This is a genomic window from Kitasatospora dryopteridis (genome assembly GCF_050749075.1).
Lineage (GTDB): Bacteria > Actinomycetota > Actinomycetes > Streptomycetales > Streptomycetaceae > Kitasatospora.
On the sequence record NZ_CP192749.1, the window covers coordinates 3,827,050 to 3,841,316 of the forward strand.

Annotated in this window: 18 protein-coding genes and 1 tRNA gene; 13 read left to right on the forward strand and 6 right to left on the reverse strand. The window is 73.2% G+C overall.

All coding sequences use genetic code 11. The annotated features are described in order from the left end of the window. Positions 1 to 277 precede the first annotated feature (277 nt). Both ACQ614_RS17380 and ACQ614_RS17385 read left to right on the forward strand, forming a co-directional pair. On the forward strand, positions 278 to 862 hold the full coding sequence (locus ACQ614_RS17380) for an HhH-GPD-type base excision DNA repair protein (RefSeq protein ID WP_431679471.1): 585 nt from the start codon (positions 278 to 280) through the stop codon (positions 860 to 862). A 74-nt stretch (positions 863 to 936) separates the two neighbouring features. Then, positions 937 to 1,437, forward strand: coding sequence for an FBP domain-containing protein (locus ACQ614_RS17385; protein ID WP_431679472.1), 501 nt, complete (start codon positions 937 to 939; stop codon positions 1,435 to 1,437). 25 nt (positions 1,438 to 1,462) lie between these two features. Here the strand turns inward: ACQ614_RS17385 and ACQ614_RS17390 are convergent, their stop codons facing one another. Both ACQ614_RS17390 and ACQ614_RS17395 read right to left on the reverse strand, forming a co-directional pair. Then, positions 1,463 to 1,981: a YbhB/YbcL family Raf kinase inhibitor-like protein gene (locus tag ACQ614_RS17390; protein WP_431679473.1), complete on the reverse strand. Its 519-nt coding sequence runs from the start codon at positions 1,979 to 1,981 to the stop codon at positions 1,463 to 1,465. A gap of 54 nt (positions 1,982 to 2,035) precedes the next feature. Beyond that, the gene (locus ACQ614_RS17395) at positions 2,036 to 2,902 is read right to left on the reverse strand and encodes an alpha/beta hydrolase (protein WP_431679474.1); all 867 of its coding nucleotides are present in this window, start codon (positions 2,900 to 2,902) and stop codon (positions 2,036 to 2,038) included. Positions 2,903 to 3,020: 118 nt separating this feature from the next. Here ACQ614_RS17395 and ACQ614_RS17400 point away from each other — a divergent pair, with 118 nt between their 5' ends. Next, positions 3,021 to 4,187 (forward strand): hypothetical protein, encoded by a 1,167-nt coding sequence (locus ACQ614_RS17400; protein ID WP_431679475.1) that lies wholly within the window; start codon positions 3,021 to 3,023, stop codon positions 4,185 to 4,187. 27 nt (positions 4,188 to 4,214) lie between these two features. Here ACQ614_RS17400 and ACQ614_RS17405 read toward each other — a convergent pair whose 3' ends face one another. Beyond that, positions 4,215 to 5,783, reverse strand: a complete 1,569-nt coding sequence (locus ACQ614_RS17405) for a helicase HerA-like domain-containing protein (RefSeq protein ID WP_431679476.1) — start codon at positions 5,781 to 5,783, stop codon at positions 4,215 to 4,217. Positions 5,784 to 5,906: 123 nt separating this feature from the next. On the opposite strand from ACQ614_RS17405, the gene ACQ614_RS17410 reads away from it, so the two are divergent. Next, positions 5,907 to 6,203, forward strand: a complete 297-nt coding sequence (locus ACQ614_RS17410; protein ID WP_030273186.1) for a type II toxin-antitoxin system VapB family antitoxin — start codon at positions 5,907 to 5,909, stop codon at positions 6,201 to 6,203. Between the two features lie 233 nt (positions 6,204 to 6,436). After that, positions 6,437 to 7,108: a LytR C-terminal domain-containing protein gene (locus ACQ614_RS17415; RefSeq protein ID WP_431679477.1), complete on the forward strand. Its 672-nt coding sequence runs from the start codon at positions 6,437 to 6,439 to the stop codon at positions 7,106 to 7,108. 91 nt (positions 7,109 to 7,199) lie between these two features. On the opposite strand, the gene upp is transcribed toward ACQ614_RS17415, so the two are convergent. Continuing rightward, positions 7,200 to 7,835 (reverse strand): uracil phosphoribosyltransferase, encoded by a 636-nt coding sequence (gene upp, locus ACQ614_RS17420; RefSeq protein WP_363492238.1) that lies wholly within the window; start codon positions 7,833 to 7,835, stop codon positions 7,200 to 7,202. Between the two features lie 145 nt (positions 7,836 to 7,980). Between upp and ACQ614_RS17425 the strand changes: the two genes are divergently transcribed. From ACQ614_RS17425 to ACQ614_RS17460, 8 genes are all read left to right on the forward strand, one after another. Then, a complete protein-coding gene (locus ACQ614_RS17425; protein ID WP_431679478.1) occupies positions 7,981 to 8,187 on the forward strand; it encodes a hypothetical protein in 207 nt (68 codons plus the stop codon). A 190-nt stretch (positions 8,188 to 8,377) separates the two neighbouring features. Continuing rightward, complete coding sequence (locus ACQ614_RS17430; RefSeq protein ID WP_431683950.1) at positions 8,378 to 8,950, forward strand: hypothetical protein; 573 nt, start codon at positions 8,378 to 8,380, stop codon at positions 8,948 to 8,950. A 29-nt stretch (positions 8,951 to 8,979) separates the two neighbouring features. After that, complete coding sequence (gene tadA, locus ACQ614_RS17435) at positions 8,980 to 9,495, forward strand: tRNA adenosine(34) deaminase TadA (protein WP_363492241.1); 516 nt, start codon at positions 8,980 to 8,982, stop codon at positions 9,493 to 9,495. A gap of 45 nt (positions 9,496 to 9,540) precedes the next feature. After that, a tRNA-Ser gene (locus tag ACQ614_RS17440) sits at positions 9,541 to 9,627 on the forward strand. A gap of 486 nt (positions 9,628 to 10,113) precedes the next feature. Next, positions 10,114 to 10,278: a hypothetical protein gene (locus ACQ614_RS17445; protein WP_263104601.1), complete on the forward strand. Its 165-nt coding sequence runs from the start codon at positions 10,114 to 10,116 to the stop codon at positions 10,276 to 10,278. A gap of 63 nt (positions 10,279 to 10,341) precedes the next feature. Then, a complete protein-coding gene (locus ACQ614_RS17450; RefSeq protein ID WP_363492242.1) occupies positions 10,342 to 10,635 on the forward strand; it encodes a Dabb family protein in 294 nt (97 codons plus the stop codon). Positions 10,636 to 10,963: 328 nt separating this feature from the next. Continuing rightward, positions 10,964 to 11,767: an RNA polymerase sigma factor SigF gene (locus tag ACQ614_RS17455; protein WP_363492293.1), complete on the forward strand. Its 804-nt coding sequence runs from the start codon at positions 10,964 to 10,966 to the stop codon at positions 11,765 to 11,767. A gap of 293 nt (positions 11,768 to 12,060) precedes the next feature. After that, on the forward strand, positions 12,061 to 12,879 hold the full coding sequence (locus ACQ614_RS17460; protein WP_431683951.1) for an RNA polymerase sigma factor SigF: 819 nt from the start codon (positions 12,061 to 12,063) through the stop codon (positions 12,877 to 12,879). Positions 12,880 to 12,951: 72 nt separating this feature from the next. Here ACQ614_RS17460 and ACQ614_RS17465 read toward each other — a convergent pair whose 3' ends face one another. Continuing rightward, a complete protein-coding gene (locus ACQ614_RS17465) occupies positions 12,952 to 13,839 on the reverse strand; it encodes a tyrosine-protein phosphatase (RefSeq protein WP_431679479.1) in 888 nt (295 codons plus the stop codon). A 96-nt stretch (positions 13,840 to 13,935) separates the two neighbouring features. Beyond that, positions 13,936 to 14,130, reverse strand: a complete 195-nt coding sequence (locus ACQ614_RS17470) for a hypothetical protein (RefSeq protein WP_363492245.1) — start codon at positions 14,128 to 14,130, stop codon at positions 13,936 to 13,938. Positions 14,131 to 14,267 lie beyond the last annotated feature (137 nt).

Genomic DNA, 14,267 nt, shown 5'->3' on the forward strand with positions numbered 1-14,267 from the left:
GGAACGTAGCCCGGACTTCGGATTCTGGTAACCCCGGAAACTGATTCTGCGCGATTCTCAGAGCTTTATTTGAGCTTCGGGGAATGAATTCCGGCAGCTGCTGACAGCTCTACCGGCAGGTCACCGGGAATTGCCGCACCCGGGTCGGCGCAGCGTATCCTGCCGCTCCGCGGCGGGTCGCCGGCGCACCACCGGGGGCGGGTTGGGGACCGGTGCCGCCGGCGGGCTGCGACGATGAAGGGGACCTGACCGACCGCCGCACCCTGGGGCCGCCCCGATGAGCGTCACCGTCCACCTCGCGCAGCAGCCGGAGGCCGACGCGCTGCTCGGCCGCAGCCCGCTGGCCGCGCTCACCGGCATGCTGCTGGACCAGCAGGTCCCGATGGAGTGGGCGTTCACCGGCCCGTACACCATCGCCACCCGGCTCGGCGCCGACGACCTGGACGCTCACCGCATCGCCGCCGCCGACCCGGAGGAGTTCGCCGCGCTGCTGTCGCAGAAGCCGGCCGTGCACCGCTACCCGGGCTCGATGGCCAACCGGGTACAGCAGCTCTGCCAGTACCTGGTGGAGCACTACGACGGCGACGCCGCGGCCGTCTGGCGGGACGCCCCCGACGGCCGGGAGCTGCTGAAGCGGCTGAACGCGCTGCCCGGTTTCGGCAAGCAGAAGGCGCAGATCTTCCTCGCCCTGTTGGGCAAGCAGTACGGGGTCGCCCCGGAGGGCTGGCGCGAGGCGGCCGGCCCGTACGGCGAGGAGGGGTCCTTCCGCTCGGTCGCCGACATCACCGGGCCGGAGTCGCTGGCGCAGGTCCGCGCCTTCAAGCAGGAGGCGAAGGCCGCCGCGAAGGCCGCGAAGGGCTGACCGGCCGTGCGCCCGTCCGGCGCCGGCCGCGAATTCGGGCGACACGGGGCGAACGGGTTGTTAGCGTGCGGCCCATGCGTGCGCTGACCGAGTCCGAGATCCGCGAGTCCTTCGTCAACTGTTCGAAGGGCGAGTCCCGCCGACTGCCCGTCCCGCGTGACCTGGCCGAACGGCCCTGGTCGGACCTGGACTTCCTCGGCTGGCGGGACGGCGGCGCACCGGACCGCTGCTACCTGGTCGCCGACCGGCCCGGCGGCCCGGTCGGCATCACCCTGCGGGTCCCGCAGGGCCCGCGCCGCAGCCTGACCAGGTCCAACTCCTGCTCGCTGTGCATCACCACGCACGCGGGCTCGGGCGTCGCGCTGCTGGCCGCCCGCAGGGCCGGCGCGGCCGGCCGGGAGGGCAACACGGTCGGCACCTACGTCTGCGCCGACCTGGCCTGCTCGCTGTACGTGCGCGGGCTCAAGAAGTCCGCGCTGGTGAGCCGGCCGGACGAGTCACTGCCGTTGGAGGAGCAGATCGCCCGGACGGTCGGCCGGTTGGACGACTTCCTGGCGAAGGTGCTCACGGCCTGACCCGCCCGGCCCCCGCTGCCGCGGGTCAGCTGCTCGCGTACTCCACGGTCAGCAGCGCCCGCGCCACGGTGTGGAAGGTGATGTTGAAGCCGACCACCGCGGCCGGGGTGTCGGAGGTGAGCCCGAGCGTGGGCACGTCCAGAGCGTGCACCGCGAAGACGTAGCGGTGCGCCGGGCCGGGCGGCGGGGCCGCGCCGTCGTACTTGTGGCCCGGGAAGTCGTTGCGGGCGTGGAAGGCCCCGCCGGGCAGGGCCGCGTCGGAGGCGCCCGCGCCGCGGGGCAGCTCGGTGGTGCCGGCCGGCAGGTCGAGGGCCAGCCAGTGCCACCAGCCGGAGCCGGTCGGCGCGTCCGGGTCGTAGCAGGTCACCGCGAAGCCGCGGGTCTCGGGCGGGAAGCCGGACCAGGCGAGGTGCGGCGACTCGTTGCCGTGGGCGTACACGTGGGCGTCGGGCATCACCGCGCCCTCGGCGAGGTCACGGCTGGTCAGCTCGAAGGCGGGCACCTTCGGCAGGAAGTCGTACGGCAGGGGCGGACGGAGCGTCATGAGCCGGGCACCTTCTCCTTCGTCGCGCTGCAGGGGCGTCGGTACACCGGCAGTCTAGGGAGCCGACTGCGCCGCCGCGGCCCCTCCCAGCGGGGTGTCGGTGCGGCCGAGGTCGAGCGGCAGGTCGAAGTGGTTGCGGCCGGCGGCGACCGCCGTCTCCACCCGGGCCCCGGCCCGGCGGGCGGCGGCCGCGAACTCCTCCTGCTGGCGGCCGAACTCGCCCGTCTCGTGCTCGCCGCGGACGAGCAGCAGCGGCGGCAGCGCCGGGCCGTCCGCGAGCAGGTGCAGCGGGCTGTTGCGGCGGGCCGCCGCGGCGTCCAGGCCGAGCGCGTCGTTGACGTAGGTGAGGGAGATCGGCTCCAGGTCGTAGATGCCGCTGAGCAGCACCGCATCGTTGACCCGGCGGCCGCTCGGCGCGGCCGGGCCGAGCAGGGCCATCGCGGCGAGGTGGGCGCCGGCCGAGCTGCCGCTCAGCTGGACGCGGCCCGGGTCGACGCCGAGCTCCTCGGCGTGGTCGAGCAGCCAGTGCACGGCCCGCCGGACCTGGTCGACGATCACGTCCAGCGGCCAGTCGGGGGCCAGCCCGTAGCCGACCGCGGCGTAGGCGGTGCCGCGGGCGGTGAAGTCGGGCGCGGCGAAGGCGGAGTCGGTCTTGTCCAGCTCCTGCCAGTACCCGCCGTGCACGAAGACGTGCAGCGGCACGCCGGCCTCCGGGGCCCGGCCCTGCGCGGGGAAGAAGTCGATCAGCTCCGGCCCGGCCGGCCCGTAGCGCAGGTCGCGGCGGACCTCCAGGGCCCGGTAGGCGGCCGCGCTCCGCCCGGTGTACGCGGCCAGCTCCACCGCGATGTCCTCGACGCAGCTGCTCGGCGAGTACTCGCGCGCCAGCTCGTCGTGGTCGAAGTCCCGGTACACCGGCGCCATGCCCGCCTCGCTCGTCAGGTCCCGTTACGATCCGTCAGGTATAGACCAATGCCGGGTGCCGGGCTAGCGTGGGAAGCGCATGCCGCCGCACCCGCACCGCCTGCCCCGGAGCCGCCCCGTGGAGTCGTCCGTCCTCGCCTTCGCCACCGACCTGCTGGACGAGGGCGCAGACAGCTTTTTCGGCCACCTTACCGACCGGGCCGGCGTCGGCGGCCTGACCCTCGCCTCGGTCTACCACGAGGCCCGCGACGTCTTCCCGCACAACCCGCGCCGCGTGGTGCGCCACCTGGAGCCCGGCGCGGCCTACTTCCGCCCCGACCCGGCCCGCTGGGCCGGCCACCGGCTCGTCCCGACGCCGTCCACCGCGATCGGCGACCGCGACCCCTTCGCCGAGGCCGCCGCCGAGGCCGGGCGCCGCGGCCTCAAACTGCACGCCTGGACGGTCTTCTGCCACAACGACCGGCTCGGCTTCCTCCACCCGGACTGCGCCCCCGCCAACGCCTTCGGCGACCGCCACCTCACCGACCTCTGCCCCGCCAACCCCGAGGTCCGCCACTACGCCCGCACCCTGGTCGAGGACCTCGGCCGCTACGGCGTCGACGCGATCCGCGCCGAGTCCCTGCACTTCCACGGCCTGCGGCACGGCCACCACCACGAGCGCTACTTCGAGGAGCTCGGACACGTCGCCGAGGCCCTGCTCGGCATCTGCTTCTGCCCGCACTGCACGGCCGCCGCCAACGCCGCGGGCGTCCCCGCCGAGGAGGTCCGCCAGGCCGTCCGGAAGGATCTGCGCGCCCGGCTCGCCGACGAGAAGCGGGCCGCCGAACCGGCCGCCCTGGACGAGTTCGCCGGCGGCGCACTCGCCGCCTACCTGGACTCCGCCACCCGCACCGTCACCTCGCTCGCCGCCGAGCTCGCCGCGACGGCCGCCGCCGGCGGCATGCGGCTGACCTTCATGGACGGCGCCGGGCCGGGCCGCGGCTGGCTCTCCGGCATCGACCTCCCCTCGCTCGCCGGGGCCGCCCACCAGATCGAGACCCTCGGCTACGCGCGCACCCCGGAGGCCGTCCGCGAGAAGGTCGCCGCCTTCGCCCTGCACGGCGTGCGGCCGGAGGCCATGGCGGTCATCCTCCGCCCCATGGCCGAGGACTGCGACGGCCCGGCGAACCTGGCCGCCAAGATCGCCGTCCTGCGCGAGCTGGGCGTCCCGGAGGTGGAGTTCTACCACTACGGCCTGATGCGGCTCTCCTCACTGGACCGCATCGGCGCCGCCCTGATGCCCTGAGCGGCTGCCCGCCTTCGACGACCGTCCCTACCTGCGGCGGCGGGAGGTGCCGAACAGGCTGCGGGTGATCTCGCGACCGAGCTGGGTGCCCGCCGACCGTGCGAAGGACTTCAGGGCCGGGTTGCGCAGCAGCGAGCCCAGCAGCCCGCCCTCCTCGTCCTGCCCGGCCGACGATCGGCGCTGCGGCGCCTCGCGGGGCTCCGCCACCGGCTCCTCCCGGGCCGGGGGCCTGGCGGCCAGCTTCTCGAACGCCGACTCCCGGTCGATCGCGTCCCGGTAGCGCGGTGCCAGCGGCGAGCCGTCCACCGCGGCCTGCAGCGCCGTGGGCTCCAGCGGCCCCATCAGGGACTGCGGCGCCCGCAGCCGGGTGGCCGCCACCGGCGTGGGCGCCCCGCGCTCGGAGAGGACCGTCACCACGGCCTCGCCGGTGCCCAGCCCGGTCAGCACCTCGGCCAGGTCGTAGGAGGACCGCGGGAAGGTGGAGACGGTGGCCCTGAGCGCCTTGGCGTCGTCCGGGGTGAAGGCCCGCAGGGCGTGCTGCACCCGGTTGCCGAGCTGCGCCAGCACGTTCCCGGGCACGTCCTCGGGCGTCTGGGTGACGAAGAAGATCCCGACGCCCTTCGAGCGGATCAGCCGGACGGTCCGGGTGATCGCCTCCAGGAAGGCCTTGGAGGCGCCGTTGAACAGCAGGTGCGCCTCGTCGAAGAAGAACACCAGTTTCGGCCGGTCGAGGTCGCCGACCTCCGGCAGCTCCTGGTAGAGGTCGGCGAGCAGCCACATCAGGAAGGTCGAGAAGAGCCGCGGCCGGTCCTGGACGGCCGGGAGTTCCAGCACCGACACGGTGCCGCGCCCGTCCGCCGCGGTGCGCAGCAGGTCGGCGGTGTCGAACTCCGGCTCGCCGAAGAAGGTGCCGGCGCCCTCGTTGTCCAGCACGGTCAGCGAGCGCAGGATGACGCCGGCGGTGGCCGCCGAGAGCCCGCCGATGCCCTTGAGCTCCTCCTTGCCCTCGGGCGAGGTGAGGAAGCCGATGACGGCGGAGAGGTCCTTGAGGTCGTAGAGCTCCAGGCCGGCCTTGTCGGCGTAGTGGAAGATCAGGCCGAGCGAGGCCTCCTGGGTCTCGTTGAGCTCCAGCACCTTGGCCAGCAGCAGCGGGCCGAAGCTGGTGACGGTGGCCCGGAGCGGGATGCCGGTGCCCTGCCCGCCCAGTGCGTAGAACTCGGTCGGGCAGCCCTGCGGCGTCCACTGCTGCCCGACCTCGGCGGCGCGGGCGGTGACCCGGTCGTCGGGCGTGCCCGGGGCGGCGATGCCGGAGACGTCGCCCTTGATGTCGGCCAGGAACACCGGCACGCCCTGGGCGGAGAGCTGTTCGGCGATCAGCTGGAGGGTCTTGGTCTTGCCGGTGCCGGTCGCGCCGGCGACCAGCCCGTGCCGGTTGAGCACGCCCAGCGGGATGCGCACCCGGGCCGCGGGAAAGGCGGTGGCGCCCTCCGTCGCGGCGCCGAGCTCGAGCACGGGGCCGGTGAAGGCGTACCCGTCGGCGATCACCCGGACGGCGGCAGGCAGGTCCGCGGCGTCGGGGTTGTGGGGGTCGGTCATCTCGGCGGGCTCCCGGACAGAGCTGACAAAAGGGGTACGACCCATCAAACCGCCGCACTCGGACCCGGACCGGTAGCGCCGCGCTTGCTGCGCCCCCCGCGCGCATGACGGTAGGCTTTCCGTGTGATCTTCAAGCGCATCGGCAACGGGCGGCCGTACCCGGATCACGGCCGGACCAGCACCCGCCAGTGGGCGGACGTCGCGCCGCGTCCGGTGCGGCTGGACCAGCTGGTCACCACCAAGGGTCAGCTCGACCTCGAAACGCTCCTCGCGGAGGACTCCACCTTCTACGGGGACCTCTTCGCCCATGTGGTGAAGTGGCACGGCGACCTCTACCTGGAGGACGGTCTGCACCGCGCGGTGCGGGCCGCGCTGCAGCAGCGCCAGGTGCTGCACGCGCGTGTGCTGGAGATGGACTGACCGACATCGGGCCGGACACGAACCACCCTCCCGCCAGCCCTCACGCACGGCTCCGGACGGCGCCGGTACATCCTTTCGGGTGCCCGGGTACTCCAGATGATGATCATTTAGTACCTTCACAGCAGCTGTAGCACTAATCTGCTGACCAACGGCCGATTTCCCGGCGTACGCCCCTTTTTTGGCCGCACCCGAGACCGAGCCTGTCCTGGCACGAGGGGGACACCGACGTGAGCATGCTGACCCCCCAGGGACTGAAGGGGAAGCAGTACCGGGTCACCGGCAACTCCTACCCCCGCCTGGGCCGCCCGCCCCGCAGGAGCCGCAAGGTGCTGGCCGTTCTCGGCACCCTGCTCGCGCTCTCTCTGATCGCCCTCGGCGGTGTCCAGCTGGTGGACATCTTCCGCGGGCGGCACGCCTCCGCGCAGGCGTGCCCGACCTCCGGCACCTCCGGCAAGCCGCTGGCCGCCCCGGCCTCCGACGCGGCCTCCGCCGGGGCCTCGCCCGCACCCGGCGCCACCAGTACGGCCGTGCCCCAGCCGCAGGCCGTGACGGTGAACGTCTACAACGCCACCGACAAGTCCGGCATGGCCGCCCGCACCGCGGAGGAGCTGAAGAAGCGCGGCTTCACCGTCGGCCAGGTCGGCAACGCGCCGGCCGCACTGGACAAGAAGGTGCCCGGCACCGTCCAGGTGATCAGCGGCCCGGCCGGCCTGGGCGCCGCGACGCTGCTCGGCTCGCAGGTGGCGAGCGCGTCCAAGACCGCCGACACCCGCACCGACGCGACCGTGGACTTCGTGATCGGCGACAGCTTCGCCGCCCTGCTCGACCCGACCCAGGCGGCGGCCGCCCTGGCCGAGGCCACCAAGCCGTCCCCGACCCCCTCCCCGCAGCCCGGCTCCTGCTGAGCAGCGCGGACCGCGCCGCAAGCCCGCACGACAGCCGAAGGGCCCCGCTCCTCCCGGGAGGAGCGGGGCCCTTCGGGCAGGTCGGGGGCGGTCAGCCCGCGGTGCCGTACAGCCGGTCGCCCGCGTCGCCGAGGCCGGGGACGATGTAGCCGTGCTCGTTGAGGCGCTCGTCCAGGGCCGCGGTCACGATCCTGACGGGCTGGTCGGCCAGCTCCTTCTCGACCACCTCGACGCCCTCCGGGGCGGCCAGCAGCACCACGCCGGTGACGTCGGTGGCGCCGCGCTCCAGGAGCATCCGGATCGCGGCGACCAGGGTGCCGCCGGTGGCCAGCATGGGGTCGAGGACGTAGACCTGGCGGCCGGAGAGGTCGTCGGGCATCCGGGTCGCATAGGTGGACGCCTCCAGCGTCTCCTCGTTGCGGACCATGCCCAGGAAGCCGACCTCGGCGGTCGGGAGCAGCCGGGTCATCCCGTCCAGCATGCCGAGGCCGGCCCGCAGGATCGGGACGACCAGCGGCCGCGGGTGGCTCAGGCGGGTGCCGGTGGTGACGGCGACCGGAGTGGTGACCTCCACCTGCTCGGTCCGGACGTCCCGGGTGGCCTCGTAGGCGAGCAGGGTGACCAGCTCGTCGGTGAGGCGGCGGAAGGTCGGCGAGTCGGTGCGCTCGTCGCGCAGGGTGGAGAGCTTGTGGGCGACCAGGGGGTGGTCGACGACGTGGAGACGCATGTCTCGACGATAACGGCCTGGGGCACATGCGTACGACTCGCCGGAGAACGGCCCGGAACCAGGTGTGACGGCGGGCGAACCGGGGAAGCCGAACCGAGACCTTCCGCGTGGTATCAAGCGGACACTTCTGGGAAAGTCGGACCGTATGAAGAGCAACCCGGACACCGGGGCCGGCTCGACAGACGAGTCCGGGCCCGACGCCCCCGAGACCGAGGCCCAGCGCCGCAAGCGCCGCGCCGTGTTCCTCCGCGAGCTCGCGGAGGCGCGCGAGCTGCGGGCCCGGGTCCAGCCCAGGCGCACCAAGGAGCGGCGGATGCGCGAGGCCATGCGGATGCGAACCTTCCGGATCTGACGCGGGAGCTCCCGACTCGTCGGCCGCCGACCAGCCATTCCGACACGACCTGCAAAGACGCGCTGCCGAACACCCCCCGCAGCGCCGGGCTTTCTGTCACGATGCCGGAGGGACGGTCCGAACAGCGGACCGCCTCTGGCGCGGGGGCGGCCAGACCGCGTTCGCCCGAGATCGCCTACAGCCGAGACCAATCTTGGGAGTGTCCCTGGTGGCGTACTTCGCTGCAGTGCTTGCTCGCACCGATGGCGGGTGGGATGTGAGCGAGACGGAACTCGACGACGTCGAAACCCTGGCCGACCTGGCCGACCTGGCCCGCGAGGCCGCTCAGGACGACGACAGCGTCCTGGTCTTCATCGAACAGGAGGACGCCTGGTTCGGCGTCGTCCGCGTGGACGGTGAGGACGACCCGCGCATCTTCGTCTCCGACGGCGCCGCCGCGGCGCGCAGTTCGTACGGCTCGGTGCTGACCGACGAGCTGATCGACACGGAGGACTTCGACGACCTCGACGCCCTCGTCGCGGACGTCGAGGAGGACGACGAGGAGGCGGCGGCGGAGTCCGGCGAGGACGCCGACGACGAGGACGCCGACGGCCCGATCGGCGCCCAGGCCGGTCCGCTCGGCGACTCCGACCTGCTCGCCGACTTCGGGCTCTCCGCCCGGGAGCTGCTGGCGCTGGCCGGCGAAGGGGCCGTCCCCGGCGACGCGCTCGCCGAGATCGCCGATGCGCTCGGCGCCGGCGAGGTGCTGGAGGCCGTTCGGTAGCGGTCGTGCCGGTGCCCGACACTGGTGCCATGCAGTCCGCACCTGCCCCGCAGATCACCCCCCTGCCCGCCCCCGTCCGCCCCGACCCGGTACGTGACCGGTGGAAGGACCTGATGCGCCTCGCCATGGACGAGGCGGCACTGGCCACCGCCACCGGCGACGTACCGGTCGGGGCGCTCGTGCTCGGGCCCGGCGGCGAGGTGATCGGCCGCGGCCACAACGTCCGCGAGGCGGACGGCGACCCCACCGGGCACGCCGAGGTGGTGGCCGTCCGGCAGGCCGCCGCGGCCGTCGGCGAGTGGCGGCTGAGCGGCTGCACCCTGGTCGTCACGCTGGAGCCGTGCACCATGTGCGCCGGCGCCATCGTGCTCTCCCGGATCGACCGCGTGGTCTACGGCGCCCTCGACCCCAAGGCCGGTGCGGCCGGCTCGCTCTTCGACGTGATGCGCGACCGCCGGCTCAACCACCGGCCGGAGGTCGTCCCCGGCGTCCTCGCCGACGAGTGCTCGGCACAGCTGCTCGCGTTCTTCGAGACCCAGCGCTGAATACGGATTTCGTGACCGCCCGATCCGTCCGGTAGAGTCTCCCTCGGTAGCGTGTCCGAGCGGCCAAAGGAGCACGCCTCGAAAGCGTGTGTGGGGGCAACTCCACCGTGGGTTCGAATCCCACCGCTACCGCTTCTCCGAAGGGCCCCGACCTCAGCGGTCGGGGCCCTTCGTCGTGTGCTGTTCGTCGTGGACCGCCCCGGAGCGGCCGCCCGGGCGGCGGTGGCGGGGCGTCAGGCGCGCGAAGAGGCCGCCGGGTCGGTGACCCGGCGGCCTCTTCGGAGTCGGAGGGGGCGCGGCCTCGGGGGAGGGGCCGCGCCCCCGTCGGGTCTCCCACTACCGGCGCCGCGTCAGGGGGAAGCAGCGGCGCCCGGTCCCACAGCGGGGAGTCCCGGTTCCCAGCACCGGGGATTCCTGCCAGATCCCGCGGCACACCTCCATCGTGCGGCACCGGGCGGTGCCGGGCACCCGTACAAAGCCCCCACTCGCGGGGACCTTCGTCCCGGGGAGTGAACGCCGCCCTCACCCGATGGGCCGTCCGGTGGATAAGCTGCGCAGCAGCGGAGGGGCGTCCGGGGAGAGCGGGGGCGGCCCGTGGCAGGGAGGCAGGCCAGTTCGATGGCTCAGGCGAAGAAGATCGGCATGTATCTCCTGCTCATCTTCGTGATCTACACGATCATCACCTCACCGACCAGGGCGGCGGAGCTGGTGCAGTCCGGGTTCGTGGGCATCTCGGACGCGGCGAAGGCGGTCGGGACGTTCATGACCGGGCTGGTGAACTGAGGCCGGCCGGCGAGCGGCTACCGTGGCGGGGTTCGTCCACCCTCTTCAGCTAGGAGCGGCATCGTGATCCGGCACCTGGTCCTGTTCAAGCTCAACGACGGCGTCTCCCGGGACGACGAGCGGGCGATCGCCGGCGCGAAGGCGTTCGAGGAGCTCGGCCCGCAGATCCCGGAGCTGCGCGAGTGGGAGTGCGGCTGGAACACCACCGTGCGCGACATCGCCTACGACTACGCGATCAACAGCCTGGTCGAGGACCGGGACGCGCTGCAGTCGTACCTGACCCACCCGGCCCACCAGGCCGCCGCCGGGCAGTGGCGGGAGTTCGCCACCTGGGTGATCGCCGACATCGAGGTCTGATCCCCCGCCCAGAACATCGCATACGCACCACCCCTGCGGCCCTCCGCCCGACCCCGGGCGGAGGGCTTCGGTGCGTTCCGGAGCCGCACCACTGTCAGCCAACACGCGTACGAGTGGTGCTTGCCGCCGCTGTGGACGACTTGTGATGCTATGACCAGTTTTGCCGGATCTGACGAGGTGGTGAGCGCGGCCGGACCGCCCGGACGGCGGCCGAATCGCAGATGCCGACTCTGGGAGGGGTGACGTGTCCGTGCGGACACAGGACAGCGCGCGGGGCACCGACGGGGAGCAGTCCGCCCCGCAGCCCGCGGAGAGCCTCGTCGCGGAGCTGAAGGCTGCCGGGCTGAGGGACCGCCAGAACGGCACCCGCACGCCCGTGGACGTCCGCACGCTCACCCGGGTCCTGTTCGAGCGGCTCGCCGAGCTGCCCCCCGACGCCCCGGAGCGGGAACGCGTCCGGGCGGCCCTGATCGAGATCAACATCCCGCTGGTCCGGTACGCCGCCACCCGGTTCCGCAGCCGCAGCGAGCCGATGGAGGACATCGTCCAGGTCGGCACGATCGGGCTGATCAACGCGATCGACCGGTTCGACCCCAGCCGCGGGGTGCAGTTCCCCACCTACGCGCTGCCGACCATCCTCGGCGAGATCAAGCGGTACTTCCGTGACAACGTCCGCACCATGCACGTACCGCGGCGGCTCCAGGAGCTGTGGGTGCAGGTCAGCGGTGCCATGGAGGAGCTCACCGTCACCCACGGACGGGCCCCCAAGGTGCCGGAGATCGCGGCCAGCCTGCGCATCCCCGAGGAGGACGTCCGCGCCTGCCTGGACGCCGGCCGGGCGTACAACGCCGCCTCGCTGGAGGCCGCGCAGGAGCACGAGGGCGGTCTCGCCCTGCTCGACCGGCTCGGCTACGAGGACTCCGCGCTGGCCGACGTCGAGCACCGCGACATGGTGCGCCACCTGCTGGTGCAGCTGCCCGAGCGGGAGCGGCGGATCATCATGCTGCGGTTCTTCGCCAACCTGACGCAGTCGCAGATCTCCACCGAGCTCGGGATGTCCCAGATGCACGTCTCGCGGCTGCTCTCGCGCATCCTCACCCGGCTGCGGACCGGCAACTCCTGGGAGGAGTGAGCCCCCGCGGGGGTCGCGCCGCGTTACCGCCGTGTGACATCTCGCAACGGCCGGGTTTGCCGGGGCCGGTGGGCCGGTATGGGGGTGGAGGGAGGGCACGTCGGGGGGAACCACGCACTGGTGGTGCCCGTTGAACAGTCAGTCACGAGGGGGTGGGGCGCGTGTCCGGAGAGCCGCCGGTCGGTGCGGTCGTCGAGGAGATCCCTGTGGAGCGGGTGGCCGCCGTGCGGGCCGTGGTGCAGGCGATCCCGCGCCAGCAGGGCGCACCGCAGGAAGGCAGCGGTGCGGCCGCGGTGCAGGAGGCCGGGCCGGCGCCGGGCGGCGGCGGGCAGCCGCTGGTGGGCGACCGCCCGCTGGACACCCGGACGCTCTCGCGTTCGCTGTTCCGGCGGCTGGCCGCCCTGGAGCCGGGCGGCGAGGAGCACACCTACGTCCGGGACACGCTGATCGAGCTCAACCTGCCGCTGGTGCGGTACGCCTCGGCGCGGTTCCGCAGCCGCAACGAGCCGATGGAGGACATCGTCCAGGTCGGCACGATCGGGCTGATCAAGGCCATCGACCGGTTCGACCCGGACCGCGGGGTGGAGTTCCCGACCTTCGCCATGCCCACCGTGGTCGGCGAGATCAAGCGCTTCTTCCGGGACACCAGCTGGTCGGTGCGGGTGCCGAGGCGGCTGCAGGAGCTCCGGCTGGCCCTCACCAAGGCCGGCGACGAGCTGGCGCAGAAGCTCGACCGCTCCCCCACCGTCGCCGAGCTGGCGGTCTGCCTGGGCGTCAGCGAGGAGGACGTCGTCGAGGGCCTCGCCGTCGGCAACGCGTACACCGCCAGCTCGCTGGACTCCGTCCCCGGCGAGGAGGACGGCGAGGGGCCGCTCGCCGACCGGCTGGGCTACGACGACCTGGCGCTGGAGGGCGTGGAGTACCGCGAGTCGCTGAAGCCGCTGCTGGCCAAGCTCCCGCCGCGCGAGCGGCGGATCATCATGCTGCGGTTCTTCGGCAACCTGACGCAGTCGCAGATCGGCGAGGAGATCGGCATCTCGCAGATGCACGTCTCCCGGCTGCTGACCAGGACCTTGGCACAGCTCCGGGCCGGCCTCACCGCGGAGGGCTGACCGGGGCGATGGCTGTCCGACGCCCTGCCCGCGGCACCCGCCCGGGTGGGGCGGGCGGCGCTGTCCGGCGGGTCAGGAGAGCAGGTTGGCCCGCAGTCCGTCGAGCACCGCACCGTCCAGGCCGAGACCGTCCCGCCAGAAGTCCTGGAAGGTGGGCCAGCCGGCCGCGACCTCCTCGAAGGCGGCGTCCAGGTAGCTGCGGTCGGCCCGGAAGACGGGCAGCAGCAGCGCCGGCTCCTCCATCAGGCCGCGGGTGCCGAAGCTGTCGACGACGTGCTCGACGATCGCGGCGGTGCGCTCGTTGGTGAGCAGGTAGTCGTCGAAGACGGTGTCCCGGTCAACGCCTAGTGTGGTCAGCAGGAGCGCGGCCGTCCATCCGGTGCGGTCTTTGCCTGCGGTGCAGTGGAAGAGCAGCGGCGTGCCGCCGGGTTCCGCGAGCAGCCGGATCACCGTGGCGAAGCGGTCGCGGGCGACGGCGTCGGTGACGAACCAGCGGTAGAGGCCGACCATCATCGCCTCCGCCTTGCCGTGGCCGAGCAGGGCGCGCTGCTTGTCGGCGTCCCGGTCGGCGAGGGCGTTGCGCAGGGCGACGTAGATGTCGAAGTCGCGGGCGAAGACCGGCAGGTGGTGCAGCGTGATGCCGTCGGCGGCGGTGCGCTCGACGGTGACCGGGGTCGCGGACAGCTCCGCCGCGGAGATCTCGGCGGTGGGCAGGCCGGGCACCCGGTCCGGGCCCGCCTCGCGGACCTCGTCGAGGCTGCGCAGGTCGACGATCTGCCGCAGGCCGTGGTCGGCGAGGGCGTGCAGGTCGTCCTCGGTGAGGCGGTTGAGCGCGTCCGCGCGCAGCGCAGCACCGGGCCGCACCGTCCGGCCGTCGGCCGTCCGGTAGCCGCCCAGGTCGCGGGCGTTGACCGCGCCTCTCAGGCCCAGGCTGCGAGCGGTCTCGGTGGGCTGGGTCACGGCGGCGGCCTCCTGGGGCGCGGTGGTGCGGCGGGCGCGGGCCCGATCAGTCTAGGGACCGCCCCGTCCGGCGGGACCCGCGCGCCCGTCCCCTGCCTACTTGACGGCGAGCCAGACCACGCCACCGATGACGAGGAGGGCCAGCACCACGGCGGCGATGATCGCGCCGCTGCGGTTGGAGCTGGTGCCGTAGGTGTTCACGGAGCCGGGAGCCTGCGGAGCCGGGGTCTCGTCGACGAACGCCCGGAACATCTGGGTGCTGCCGGCGGGGTCGTAGTCGTTGTCAGCCATGGCAGGGACTCTAGCCAACCCGGCCGCCCGCGGAACAGCCCGGACCCCTCGCCGGGGGGATCTCCACAGGCTCCCCCCACCTGCGCGTGCAACGCCCGTGCGACAGGATCGTGAACTCGTACCGGACCGCGGAATGG